At 66.5% G+C, this 12,931-nt stretch carries 10 protein-coding genes and 3 tRNA genes; 8 read left to right on the forward strand and 5 right to left on the reverse strand.

Going from position 1 to position 12,931, the window contains the following annotated elements:
* Together CXY82_RS08315 and CXY82_RS08320 are read right to left on the reverse strand one after the other, a co-directional pair.
* Positions 1-948: NlpC/P60 family protein (locus tag CXY82_RS08315; protein ID WP_146069077.1), on the reverse strand; the 948-nt coding region annotated here is incomplete at its 3' end.
* The gene (locus CXY82_RS08320; RefSeq protein WP_104170506.1) at positions 941-2,353 is read right to left on the reverse strand and encodes a M23 family metallopeptidase; all 1,413 of its coding nucleotides are present in this window, start codon (positions 2,351-2,353) and stop codon (positions 941-943) included. The genes CXY82_RS08315 and CXY82_RS08320, both read right to left, overlap by 8 nt.
* Positions 2,354-2,590: 237 nt before the next feature.
* Here CXY82_RS08320 and CXY82_RS08325 point away from each other — a divergent pair.
* The 4 genes from CXY82_RS08325 (at position 2,591) to CXY82_RS08340 (ending at position 3,934) form a co-directional block, all read left to right on the forward strand.
* Positions 2,591-2,663: transfer RNA gene (locus CXY82_RS08325), tRNA-Glu, on the forward strand.
* Positions 2,664-2,749: 86 nt separating this feature from the next.
* Positions 2,750-2,823, forward strand: a tRNA-Asp gene (locus CXY82_RS08330).
* 67 nt (positions 2,824-2,890) lie between these two features.
* Positions 2,891-2,963 (forward strand) — tRNA-Phe (locus CXY82_RS08335).
* A 386-nt stretch (positions 2,964-3,349) separates the two neighbouring features.
* Positions 3,350-3,934, forward strand: coding sequence for an acyltransferase (locus tag CXY82_RS08340; protein WP_104170507.1), 585 nt, complete (start codon positions 3,350-3,352; stop codon positions 3,932-3,934).
* 10 nt (positions 3,935-3,944) lie between these two features.
* On the opposite strand, the gene CXY82_RS08345 is transcribed toward CXY82_RS08340, so the two are convergent.
* Together CXY82_RS08345 and lhgO are read right to left on the reverse strand one after the other, a co-directional pair.
* Positions 3,945-4,823 (reverse strand): neutral zinc metallopeptidase, encoded by an 879-nt coding sequence (locus tag CXY82_RS08345; RefSeq protein WP_104170508.1) that lies wholly within the window; start codon positions 4,821-4,823, stop codon positions 3,945-3,947.
* Between the two features lie 74 nt (positions 4,824-4,897).
* The gene (gene lhgO, locus CXY82_RS08350) at positions 4,898-6,088 is read right to left on the reverse strand and encodes an L-2-hydroxyglutarate oxidase (RefSeq protein WP_104170509.1); all 1,191 of its coding nucleotides are present in this window, start codon (positions 6,086-6,088) and stop codon (positions 4,898-4,900) included.
* A 589-nt stretch (positions 6,089-6,677) separates the two neighbouring features.
* Here lhgO and CXY82_RS08355 point away from each other — a divergent pair.
* From CXY82_RS08355 to CXY82_RS08365, 4 genes are all read left to right on the forward strand, one after another.
* Positions 6,678-8,114, forward strand: a complete 1,437-nt coding sequence (locus tag CXY82_RS08355; RefSeq protein ID WP_104170510.1) for a sugar transferase — start codon at positions 6,678-6,680, stop codon at positions 8,112-8,114.
* Positions 8,114-8,779, forward strand: a complete 666-nt coding sequence (locus CXY82_RS08360) for an acyltransferase (protein WP_104170511.1) — start codon at positions 8,114-8,116, stop codon at positions 8,777-8,779. The genes CXY82_RS08355 and CXY82_RS08360 overlap by 1 nt, the downstream gene beginning before the upstream one ends.
* Positions 8,776-9,480, forward strand: coding sequence for a hypothetical protein (locus tag CXY82_RS17270; RefSeq protein WP_158252141.1), 705 nt, complete (start codon positions 8,776-8,778; stop codon positions 9,478-9,480). Before CXY82_RS08360 ends, CXY82_RS17270 begins: the two co-directional genes overlap by 4 nt.
* Before the next feature lie 106 nt (positions 9,481-9,586).
* Entirely contained in the window at positions 9,587-12,193 is a 2,607-nt protein-coding gene (locus CXY82_RS08365) for a WecB/TagA/CpsF family glycosyltransferase (RefSeq protein WP_158252142.1), read from the forward strand.
* Between the two features lie 4 nt (positions 12,194-12,197).
* Here CXY82_RS08365 and CXY82_RS08370 read toward each other — a convergent pair whose 3' ends face one another.
* Positions 12,198-12,869 carry a hypothetical protein gene (locus CXY82_RS08370; protein WP_104170513.1) on the reverse strand — a complete coding sequence of 224 codons (672 nt, stop codon included), beginning with the start codon at positions 12,867-12,869 and terminating at the stop codon, positions 12,198-12,200.
* Positions 12,870-12,931: the final 62 nt, after the last annotated feature.

Genomic DNA, 12,931 nt, shown 5'->3' on the forward strand with positions numbered 1-12,931 from the left:
CTGGGCCGCCTGGGCCGGGGTGACCGGCCGTGACGCGGGCTGCTGTGCTGCGGGCTGGGGCGCGGGCTGGGCCGCCGGCTGCCGGGGCGTGCTCTTGCCGCCCGCGGCCTTCTGGGCGTCGGCTGCGGTCTTTTGGGCGGCCGCCGCCTGCGCCCGGGCGAGGGCCGCCGTCGCCGCCTCGGCATCTTGACCGGCTCGGTAGGCGCGTTCGGCCTCGGCCGTGGTGTCCTTCAACAGGGCCAGCTGCGCGAACAGCTCGGTGGAGCGCCGCTGCTCGGTCTCGTAGGCCGTCTCGGCGGCCTGCGCGGCCACATTCGCCGCCTCGTACCTGGCCAGCGATTCCGCGCTGAGCCGGGTGCGTTCCTCGGCAGCGGATGCCGCCTGCTCCCCGAGCGACTCGGAGGTGTTCTTATCCTGCAGTGCTTCGCGGTAGATCGTGTCCGACTGCTCACTCAGCTTGCTCGCGGTGCCGAGCCGTCCAAGCAACTCATCGGAGTTGTCGCCGTTGAGAAACAGGCTCAGCGACAGATCCTGGGCGCCGGTCTTCGCCAGGTGGGCTGCGATCAGGCCAGCCCGCAGCTTCGAGGTCGCGGCACGGGCCTCCGCCGTCTGGGCCTGCTTCGCCAGGCTCGCTTCACGGGCCGTGGCCGCTCCGAGGTCGTCCAGAGCGACCCGGTAGGCCTCCGCCGCGATCAGCGAGGCTTTGGTGGCCGCCGCCGCCGAGATCTGCAGGCCCTGGATCAGCTCGGTGATCGATTCGATCTCGGCCTGCTTGGTGGCCTCGCTGAGCTTGGCCTTCGCCACGTCGTCCCAGCTGGGGTAGCCGGGCACGGCGAACGCCGCCGGCGCCGCGACGCCCACGGATGCCGAGACAGCTCCGAGGGCGACCGCCGCGAACAGACGGGAGGGCTTCTTGCGCCACCCCCGCCGGTCGGTGTCCCTAGCCAAGGGACGCGCCCCGGTCCGACATGAACGGAACCGGGTTGATCTGGCTGCCGTTGGTGCGCACCTCGAAGTGGAGGTGGCAGCCGCTGGCCGCACCGGTCTCCCCAACGCTGGCGATGTTCTCCCCCGCGGAGACGCTCTCGCCGTTGGAGACGAAGATGCCGCCCGAGCGGATGTGGGCATACCCGGTGGAGATGCCGTTGGCGTGCTGGATCAAAACGAAGTTGCCGTAGGTTCCGTAGAGACCGGCGTAGACGACGGTGCCGCTGCTGGCCGCGTAGATTCCCGAGCCGCAGCCGGCGCCGAGGTCCGTGCCGCTGTGGAAGCCCTTGCTGCAGCCCTCGTTGCCGCAGATCTGCGCACGCGGGCCGTAGCCGTCCGTGATGCGCCCGCCGGATGGAACCGCCCAGCCACCGCCGCCGACTGAGCCGCCGGAGCTGCCGGAGCTGCTGGACGAGCCTCCCCCGCTGCTCGGCCTCGCGGCCGCTGCAGCTGCGGCCGCTGCGGCCGCCCGCGCGCTGGCCGCGGCGCGCTCGACGCGCACCCGTTCCGCTTCGATGGCGGCCAGTCGCGCCCGCTCGACCACGCCGGCCTCGTAGCCGGCCGACGTAGTGGCCTGCGCATCCTGCATGAACGCCAGCTGGGCGTCGAGTTCGACTCTCTTCGCCTCCGACTCGGCCAGGGCATTGGCGGCCGCCTGCGCGGCGGCCTGCGCGGCGACGAGCGCTTCCTCGGCCGCGATGCGGAGCTTCTCGCGCTCGGCTTGGGCGACCTTGGCCTGGTCGCCCAGAGACTCGGCCACGTTGGTGGCGGTCTGCGCCTGCTCGTAGACGCTGCTGCTGCGTTCGACGAGCTTACTCATGCTGCCGAGCTTGGACAGGAGCGCATCGGCGTCTTCGCCGCGCCCCTCGCCGTCGAGAAAGAGGTTCACGCTCAGGTCGGTGCCGCCGGTGCGGTAGAGCTGGGCGGCAAGTTGGCCGGCCTGGCGAGTCGCGGTCGCCGCCACCGCGGAGCTCGCGGCGGACTGCGCCTCGAGGTCGGCGGCGCGCCGGCTGGCCTCGTCGAACTTCTCTTGCGCCGCCTGCAGTTCCGCTCCGCGGGCCTCGGATTCGGCTTGGGTCTGCGCCACCTGGGTCTGCAGGTCGGCGATCAGACCCTGGATCTGGCTGACCTGCGCCGAGGCGGCGGCCGTGTTGGACTTGGCGTTCTGCACGTCCTGCCACGTTGGATAGTCGATGGCCTGGGCCGGGCCGGCCGGACCGATGAGGGAAACAAAGAGGGAGAGCGCAGCGACGAAACCGGTCGCCAGGCTGACACGGTGGCGGCGACTGCGCCTGCTGCCCGCGGATCCGTCACCCCCCTTTCCCGCTCGTGCTTCCCGGCTGAAGGGAACTGTCGTGCGCTTCATTACTCCCCGATCGGGCTCGTTACACACATCTGCTACTGCTTGAGACCGGCTCGCAGTAACAACAATTGGGCAAAACACCCCCCTTGAATCTAGCGGCCCGTCAAGCGAAACCTGGGAAATTCACGGGCTCAATGCCTGCGACACCCCCGGAAGGAACACTTTTTGCTCTCGATTTGAGATTCCCGGGCGGTAGACCGTATGCTTATGCGTCGGAAGCCATGAGGTTTATGGCGTCTCGGCCCCATCGTTTAGCGGCCTAGGACGGCGCCCTTTCACGGCGTTAACACGGGTTCGAATCCCGTTGGGGCTACGCATCCTGCAGGTCTGGGATGTGCAAGAATAAGGAAGTACGAAAACAGCTAGACAAAGTTCGACTCTCGTTAGTTCTTCTTACGAGGCCCTGTAGCGCAGTTGGTTAGCGCGCCGCCCTGTCACGGCGGAGGTCGCCGGTTCAAGTCCGGTCAGGGTCGCACAGGCAACAGGCCCTTTCGAAAGAGAGGGTTTTTTTCCTTGGAGCGGCTTCTCGAAGCCACTTCTGGCCCTGTAGCTCAGTTGGTAGAGCGTTCGACTGAAAATCGAAAGGTCACCGGATCGACGCCGGTCGGGGCCACTGAAGGTCATTCCCAGGCTTCTACTGGGGTGGCCTTCTTTTTTTTGCCTCGCAGCCCGGTATCCGTAGGCCGCCCGGGGAAGACTCCGGCTCGCAGCGCGTTCATCTCCCGAATCAAGCCCCCCCCCCCCCCCCCCCCCCCCNCTAGTAGCTCGCGTCCGAACGGGGGTACATTCCGTGCTGTGACACGCTGAGAAAACGTCAGATTGTTCGCAGATGTCGTGCGAGGATTCCCGGCAGCGGCGCACGCGGCAACCACCGCGGCAGCACTTCTTCGACCTGTAACCCGAACTGCAGGGAATCACCGTGAATACGCTTCTTTATCGTCGATTCCTCCGCCCCCTCGCGGCGCACCCGACCCTTTTCCTGCCGCCCGAGGGGCCGTGATGGGAGTCGCGGCGTCGGCCGAGATCGATCCAAGCGCCATCATCGGCCCCGGTTGCACGATCCGCCCGCTGGTGCAGGTGCGCGAATACGCGCGGTTGGGCCCCGAGTGCGTTCTCGCCCGCGGCGCCTATATCGGACCCGGCGTCGTGGTTGGGCGGCACTGTACGATCCAGGACTACGCGGTCATCTACGAGCCTTCCCTATTGGAGGACGGGGTTTTCGTGGGCGCCGCGGCGGTCTTCACCAATGACACGCATCCTCGGGCCGTGAATCCCGACGGAACGCTCAGGGCCACCGACGACCGCGACCTCGTGGGGGTGACCGTGCGTACCGGCGCGTCGATCGGCGCCCACGCGGTCTGCATCGCCCCGCTCACGATCGGACGGTGGGCCATGGTGGCAGCCGGTGCGGTCGTCACCGAGAATGTCCCCGATTACGCCCTGGTGGTCGGCGTGCCGGCTCGGCGCACCGGCTGGGTCGGGCGCAGCGGCCTGCCCCTGCGGGCCGAGGGAGACAACCGCTTCGTGTGTCCGGTCACCGGCGAAGATTACATCGAACACGACGGCATGCTCACGCGCAACTGACTCGCCCGCCCTACAGCACCGCGTCGGCCGGCGCGAACGTGTCGCAGCTACCGGCGCCGTCGTCGAAGCCGGTCTGGAACCACCGCTGGCGCTGTTTGCTGGAGCCGTGGGTCCAGGCCTCCGGGTTGACCTGGCCCTGCATGGACTCCTGGATGCGGTCGTCGCCGATCGCGGATGCCGCACTGAGCGCATCTTGAATCTGTGCCGGGGTGATGGGCTTCAGGAAGGGCACTCCGCCGGTGTCGCGGGTGTCGGAGGCGGCCCCGGCCCAGGCGCCGGCGAAACAATCGGCCATAAGTTCGACGCGCACCGCGTTGGAGCCGTCCCCGGTCTGTCCATCCTGGGAGGCCGCGAGGGTTCCATCGAGATTCTGGATGTGGTGGCCCCATTCGTGCGCCACGACGTACATTTCGGCGAGCGGGCCGCCCGACGAGCCAAAGCGGGTGCGCAGGTGGCCGAAGAACGCGGTGTCGATGTAGATGGTCGCATCCGGCGGGCAGTAGAACGGCCCGGTGGCGCTGGTGGCCCCGCCGCACCCGGTTCCGACGCTGTCGGTGAACAGCGCAACCGGCGGCCGCTGGTATTCGGCTCCGCGGGCGGGCAGTTCCTCAGCCCAGAATACGTCGAGGGACGCCGCCGCGCCCTTGATCCGGCAGTCGACGTCTTCGTTCGCCTGGGCGCCGGTCGTGCACTCGGACAGATTCGACACGCTGCCGCTGTCGACGGGCTGCGTGCCGCCGCCGGCCAGGCCGCTCAGGTCGACACCCAGGAGCTGTGAGAGCAGAAAGAGGGCGATCGCACCCACGCCGCCGCCCACTGCGATTCCCGCGGTGCGGCCCCTTTTGCTGACCCGGCCGCCGCCGATGTTCGCGTTGTCGTTGAATGTCATGAGAAAAAGCTACCCGGTCAGCAATGAGAAATTCACCTGACCCGAGAGAGCGGCTCACGCTGGACTGAGCCGAGTCAGCGGCCAAGTCCCGCGATGTCCACAATGTATCGGGCAATCTCGAGCGCGCTCGTCGCTGCGGGTGACGGTGCGTTGAGGACATGCACCTGGTTGGCTGCCCGCTGGATCACGAAATCATCTGCCAGGGTGCCATCCCGACGCACCGCCTGGGCGCGCACACCGGCGCCGGCGCGCACGATGTCGTTTCTTTCGATGGTGGGTACCAGCTTCGCCAGACTGCGAGCGAATAGTCCCTTGGAGAGCGATCGGGCGACCTCGCGTGCGCCAGTTCCCACGTTTCGGCCCGCCATTCGTAGGAACCCCGGATAGCCGATCGAGTCGAAGGCATCGCGCAGGTCGATCGTTTTCCAGTCGTACCCCTCTCTCGCCAGAGCCAGCACGGCGTTCGGGCCCGCATGTACGGAGCCATCCATCATTCGGGTCAGGTGCACGCCGAGGAAGGGCAGCGACGGGTCTGGTACGGGGTAGACGAGGCCATTCACCAGACCTCGCTTCTCCGGTACGAGTTCGTAGTATTCGCCCCGGAACGGCACGATCCGCACGGACGGAGCGACGCCGGCAAGGGCGGCGATACGGTCAGCCTGTAGACCGGCGCAGTTGATAAGAAAATCGGATGCCACGTGGCCGGTTCCGTAGTCCACGACAACGCCTGCACTCGTCGCGTCGATACGCTCGACCCGTGCGCCTCGGATGAGTTCGGCACCCCGGCCAGCGGCCAGTTGCGCGAATGCGCTGCCGACTTGGGAGTAGTCGATGATTCCGGTCGACTCGACCCGCAGTGCCCGCAGCGCACTGACATTGGGCTCGAATTCCCGGGCTTCTTCCTCCGACACGATGCGCGCCGGGACCCCATTGGCCATCGCGCGCTGGTACAGGTGCTCCAACCGGGGAATCTCCTCCTTGGTGACGGCGACAATGAGTTTCCCGCAGAGTTCATGGGGGACGCCGTGCTCCCTCGCGAACTCGACCATCGACCGGTTACCGGCGGTGCACAGGGTTGCCTTGAGCGATCCCGGCGCGTAGTAAGGGCCGGCATGGATCACCCCTGAATTGTGTCCCGTTTGGTGAGCTGACCACGTGCTCTCTTTTTCGAGCAGCGTGACATTGGTGCCGCTCCGAGAGAGCCGTTCCGCCACGGCGAGCCCCAGTATGCCGCCGCCGATGACGGTTACTGACGCTCGCGCCATGGTGGCCCTCCTGGGTGCCCGGCCGCTTCGCGAATGCGTTGTTTTTATTGACGGGCTATTTCACAAGGAGGATAGCTCAGATGCCGGAGTCGTGAACAGACCCGTCGAACGGATCCACCGGTCCCGGTCCCCGTCGGATGACGCCGGCCCGGGAGCGGTAACCGCAACCGGCATCGGAATCGAAATCGGAGTATATTCCCTTCACCGGCACCTGAGGATTCATCATGTTGCTGGATCTTCCGGTCAATGGACATACCCGCCATAGTCCGGCAGGACCGATGTTAACCCGGCGTTACCGAGAGCACCTGGCACTGCCCGCACTGACCTGTAAACCCGAACTGCAGGGAATGACTGTGAACACCAACCTGACGCGTGTCGCCTTGTGGCGACTCCGCACCACCCCGTCCCGCTCCTACCGGACCCCCCGCACCCCGCCGCACCCCGCCGTTCTGCACGCACCCGCAATCAAGGTGAGTGAAAGATGAGCAGCCCGTGGCCAGAGTCGATGGCGGCGGGCAGCCTGCCCCTAAGGCGGTCTTCGAGGCTCCGTGCTGTCCCCGCGGCGATTGGTGCTAACTCGCCGCTCACGATGGATTCGCCGTCGGCAGGCCGAATTTGGGCCCAGCGTTACCGGAGGAAACTCCAGATCACCGACATCAGCATCATCGTGTCCGTCGTCACGTTTGCGTTGCTCGCCCACCTCGGTGCGCTGGACTTTGTCCGGGCACCCCTGCCCATCGATTCCTGGACGGTGCCCCTCGTCGTCATGACCACCTGGATCGTCACCCTGGGAATCTTCCACACCAGGGATTCGCGCATCATCGGTGTCGGCGCCACCGAGTACAAACACGTCATCAGCGCCAGTGTCGTCACCTTCGGCCTGCTGGCCATCGCTTTTCTCTTGCTCGACATCGACGCGGCGCGCGCCTACTTCCTCCTCGCCCTTCCCCTCGGCCTCACCGCACTCACGCTCGCTCGCTGGCTCTGGCGCAAATGGCTGTTGAACCAACGGCGATTCGGCCACTACCTGTCCCGAGCCATCGTCGTCGGCAACCGCGACGACATCGAGTACGTGATCGGCCAGATGGACCAGCACTCCGGGGCCGCGTACTGCATCGTCGGCGCGGCCCTGGACACCGCGGGGGTGGGCGGTACCATTTCGGCGGGCAAGCACAAAGTTCCGATCGTCGCCGACTTCGCCCGGATCGCCCGAGCCACCATTGCGATGGGGATCGACACCGTCATCGTGGCTGGCCACCCTAGCGGTGGAAGCCACTACGTGCGCAACCTCGGGTGGGAACTGGAGGGCACTTCCGCCGAGCTCGTTCTCTCTAGCCGACTGACGGATGTCGCAGGCCCTCGCATTCACTTTCGCCCCGTCGAGGGTCTCCCCCTGATCCACGTTGAAATACCCCACTTCCAAGGCGGAAAGTACGTCCTCAAGCGCAGCGTGGATGTCATCGTGTCCGCCTTCGCGCTTCTCATGTTGCTCCCCCTGCTGGCCGTGATCGCAGCGCTCATCAAGCTCGACACGTCAGGTCCCGTTCTGTTTCTGCAGGAGCGCGTCGGACGCAACGGACACACCTTCCGGATACTCAAGTTCCGCTCGATGTCGAGTGACGCAGAAGCAAGGCTCGGTCTCCTCCGCGAACGCAACGAGGGCTCCGGACTCCTGTTCAAGATGCGGAATGACCCCCGGGTCTCCCGGGTCGGACGGGTCATCCGCAAGTATTCCCTCGACGAGCTACCCCAGTTGTGGAACGTCTTGGTCGGAGACATGAGCCTCGTCGGTCCTCGACCGCCGCTACCCGCCGAGGTTCGCGGATACGACACGCATGTTCACCGTCGCCTCTACATCAAACCCGGCCTCACCGGACTCTGGCAGATCAGCGGACGCTCCGACCTCAGCTGGGAGGAGAGTGTGCGGCTCGATCTGTACTACGTCGAGAACTGGTCACTCACGGGCGACCTCATCATCCTCTGGCGAACCTTCCGTGTCGTCGTCAACCCGGTTGGAGCCTACTGATGGACATCGCACAAACGGCCGACGTCGACCCGTGCGCTGTGATCGGGGAGGGAAGCCAGGTCTGGCATCTGGCCCAGGTTCGAGAGTATGCCCGGCTCGGCCCGGGCTGCATCCTCGGGCGCGGCGCTTACATCGGGCCCGGCGTCATCCTCGGCAAGAACTGCAAGGTGCAGAACTACGCGCTCGTGTACGAGCCGGCCCTGCTAGAGGACGGCGTCTTTGTCGGCCCCGCAGCGGTCTTCACGAATGACGTCTCTCCTCGGGCCACGAACATCGACGGGACGAGGAAGAAGTCGGAAGACTGGGAGATGGTTGGCGTGACCGTGCGAACAGGCGCGTCCATCGGTGCCCGCTCCGTCTGCGTCGCCCCCGTCACGATTGGCCGCTGGGCGATGGTTGCCGCTGGTGCCGTCGTGACCAAAGACGTACCCGAGTTCGCGCTGGTGGCCGGGGTTCCCGCGCGCCGCATCGGCTGGGTCGGCCGCAACGGCGTTCGTCTGCACGACGAGGGAGACCATCGATTCGCCTGCCCGGCTACGGGGGACGAGTTCATGGAAGACGAGGACGGGACACGACTCCACCTGACCACCCTGGGCAAACACGCCGAGAGCTCCCTGGCCGATATCACTCCGCAGCCTCGCGTCACAGACGGAGCTTTTCCATGACGCGAAAACATGTGATCGCCGCCTCCGCGCTTGCCATCGCTGTCGTCGCCGTTGGCGCCGCTGTCGCGTTCAACAGCCCCGGCGAAACCGCGTCCTCCGGCGCCCAGACACAGGGTCCCGTCACGCCATCAGCGTCCGGGGCAGCGACACCGGGCGACACCTCCGCTCCCTCCACGAGCGAACCGCTCACGCCGAAAGGCTCAGCGGACCCGGACCCGAACCCAGACCCAGACCCGGCCCCCAGCCTCAGCCCCACTGACCGCGGGTCCGGCTGGCCGACGCAGGCTCCCATCCCAGGCACGGATGACATCAGCATTTTACCTCCCTCCGAACCGATCAAACCCCTCCTCACCGGTTCGCCACCCGAATCCGCCACAGCGAACGGATCAATGGTCCCTGGATTCCCGAGTGCCATTCCCGTCGCCCCGAAATCGGTCCTCGGAACCACATCCGTCTCCTCCAGCGACGGTATCGTGCAGGCCGGACTGGATGCGACGACCCCGGACAGCACCCAGGACGTGGTCACGTTCTACCAGACAGCCTTCGGGAAGCTGGGCCTCGCCGGCAGCTCGTCCGCCTCGGTGGGCGGCTCGACCGCAGTGTCATTCGCTCGCGGTGCCGACGCGATCACCCTCACAGTTACGGCGACACGGCAGGGATCGGAGTACACGGTCTTCGCTGTTTTCGGCTCGGCCGGTTAGCACGTCAACCAGAAGGGTTACCCATGTTCCCTCACCGCCAGCACCGCCCAGGCCCTCTGAGCGCTCGGCCCCGGCCGACTGCCTGCCCCCGTTTCACGGTGCGCGCATGACGATAAGCGCGACCCGGATCTCACTGGGCGGCGCCCCCGTCGACCTGCGGGAGTTCAACGACGCGGTGGAGTACATCGCCTCCCGCGCGACCACCCGCAGCAGAGTAGCACTCGCCGTTGCCTCCGTGAACCTGGACCACATCCACCATTTCGGCGCCGGCTCACGGTGGATCGGCACGCTCGAACGAGCAGGCAGCAGAGGGGAGCCGCCTCAGCTCGAATGGCTGAATCTGGTCGATGGTGCGCCGTTGGCCACGCAGGCCCGGCGCCTGACCGGTCACAGCTGGCCCCGGCTGGCGGGCAGCGATCTGATCGGTCCGATCATCGCCCGCGCCGAGCGCGACGGAACTCGGATCGGCTTCTTCGGCGGCGCCGAGAGTACGCACGAGCAACTCCGCACGCAACTCGCGCGGGAACATCCTTCGCTCCTGATCTCGGGCTTCTGGACGCCGTCCCGCGACGATCTCGGCGACCCGGAGCGCTCCATAGCGCTCGCCCACGAAGTTGCGGCCGCCCGCACCGACCTGCTCGTGGTCGCACTCGGCAAACCTCGTCAGGAACTCTGGATTGCGAGGCACGGCGCCGAGACCGGAGCCCAGGTGCTACTCGCCTTCGGGGCCGTCGTCGATTTCCTCGCCAGGCGCGTCAGCCGCGCACCGGACTGGGTCGCACGCCACGGCCTCGAGTGGACCTGGCGCCTGGCCCTGGAACCGAGGAGGCTAGCCTCGCGCTACCTCGTGGAGGACCCGCCCGCATATCTGGCAGTGCGACGTACGCGTGAAGCAGACGCCATCCCCTCCGTTACCGCACCCCCGAAGGCCTTACCGTCGCCATCCGCGGCGCCGGAGGGCCGATTCAGCGCGGCCGATGAGTACGCGGATATCGCCGTCATCGTAGTCACCTACAACAGTGCCGACCACGTCGGCCGCCTGCTGGCCAGTCTCCGGCGAGAATGCCTCGATCTCCGCCTTCGGGTGATCGTCGCCGACAACGACTCCACCGACGGAACGAAGGCCCTGCTGGGAGCCGAGTCCGGTGTGATAACGGTGGACACCGGCGGCAATCTCGGCTACGCCGGCGGGGTGAACGCTGCTCGAGCGCACGCGGGCGCCACCGACGCGGTCCTGGTGCTGAACGCAGACTTGACCGTGGAGCGCGGGGCGCTGCACACCATGCTGAACCGGATGAGCCTCACGGGAGCGGGCGCGATCGTACCCCGCCTTCTCAATGCGGATCGCACCACCTACCATTCGATCCGGCGTGAGCCCACTGTGACCAGGGCTCTCGGCGATGCCCTCTTCGGGCGGCGCGACAATCACCGTCCGGGCTGGCTGTCCGAGTTCGATACTGACCCGGAAAGCTACCAGCACGCGCATCGTGTCGACTGGGCAACCGGAGCCGCCCTGCTTTTCCGCCGGGATATCGCGGAGATGATCGGTGCGTGGGACGAGCGGTTCTTCCTCTACTCCGAGGAGACGGACTACCTGCGGAGGATCCGGGACGCGGGCGCCACGATCTGGTACGAACCCGAAGCCACCATGATCCACGCCCAGGGCGGCTCGGGGGCTTCTCCCGTGTTGGATGCGCTTCTCACCGTCAACCGGGTGCGTTACATCCGAAAGCACCGTTCGGCCCTTTATGCCGCGGCCTTCCATTCCACGGTGATCCTGCACGAATTGCTGCGCAGTAGGGTGGCCGTCAACCGCGCCACACTGGGCATCCTGACCCATCCGGACCAATGGCGGCGGCTCCCGCATTCAACCCGCACGGCCCCCACCTCCGTTCCGTCAGGGCACCCAGCCGGCTCGATCATCATCCCGGCTCACAACGAGGCCGCGGTGATCGGACGTACCCTGCGCGCCCTCGCCCCGTTGGCTGAAAGGAACGAAGCGGAGATCATCGTGAGCTGTAACGGCTGCACCGACGCAACCGCCTCGATCGCCCGCACTTTCCCGGACGTTCGAGTCGTGGAGATCACGGAGTCCTCCAAGACTGCCGCGCTCAACGCGGGTGATGGCGAAGCCAGCGCGTGGCCGCGGATCTATCTGGACGCCGATATCGAGATCACGACCGATGCCGTGCACGCCGTGTTCTCCACCCTGTCGTCGGGAAACCTTCTCGCCGCTCGCCCGGCCTTCCGGTATGACACGACCGGGGCCTCGCCACTGGTACGGGCCTACTATCGCGCTCGCGGTCGTATGCCGTCGATGCACTCCGCGCTCTGGGGTGCCGGAGTGTATGCCGTGAATGCCGCCGGACATGAACGGTTCGGCGCCTTCCCCGCACTCACCGCGGATGACCTTTTCGTCGACACGATCTTCACCTCGGAGGAAAAGACCACCCTGGACACGGTACCGGTACGAGTCCGGACGCCGCGCAGCATCCGTGGACTGATCGCCGTCCTGACCCGGCAGCACCGAGGCACGATCGAGTCGAGTTCCAGTTCGACCACCGTGCGCAGCATGCGTGAACTGGCATGGTCCGTTCGCGGCCCGGCAAGCGCGTGGGATGCACTGACTTATGCAGCGCTCACGGGCACGGGCCGTGTGGCAGCGGCGAGGAGCCGCCGGAAGAAATGGGAGAGAGACGATTCAAGTCGATGAGCGATCAGACCGGAGCCGGCTCGGCGACCCGTGCGGGCGCCCGATGACGGCGGCGCCGAAGATTGAGAGCGCCATCGACCAGCCGGCTCGCGGCAATGGCGATTCCCGCGCCCATGATGCCGACTGCAGCACTGGCCCGCCTCTGGTTGCCCTCGGCGTAACGGATGACCGGTTGCGCCGGGGATTCGAGAACCGTGATCAAATCCCGCGGTGCAGCACCGAGGCTCTGCTGTTTGTTCCGAATCAGATCGTTGATACGGGCCAGGACCTCGACACGCATTTGGTCGACGCGCTCCGGACTCGAGCCGACCACTTCAACGGCCAGGACTGCTCGATTGAAGTTGGAGCTCCACTGTCCCCCCGAATTCGGCAGAGTGATTTTGTACCCGTTGCGCACACCGGTGCCATACAGCGGCGCTCTCGACGCGGACTTCTTTGCCGTGTCGGATCCGCCGTTCAGTTCTCTTTCGATGATCGCCGCGAAATGAACGAGGCTGGCGTTCTGGTACTCGATGGAATTCGTGCTGTTGGGCGGCAGCAGCACGGCGTCGACCTGTGTCCAATAGACGCCGTTCACGCTGGTGGCCAGGTTGAGGGCTCCCACGGTCAGCAGCATGCACGCGAGCACCACGTACCAGCGCCGAATGAGCACACGGATCAGCTGCCTGGCGGTCATCTTGCCTCTCCTGCGGAGTGGGCCGGGGCTGGTTATAGTACTGGGCAATTGCGGATCGGGGC

The sequence above is a fragment of the Cryobacterium sp. M23 genome, from assembly GCF_002929655.1.
GTDB classification, from domain to species: Bacteria; Actinomycetota; Actinomycetes; order Actinomycetales; family Microbacteriaceae; genus Cryobacterium; species Cryobacterium sandaracinum.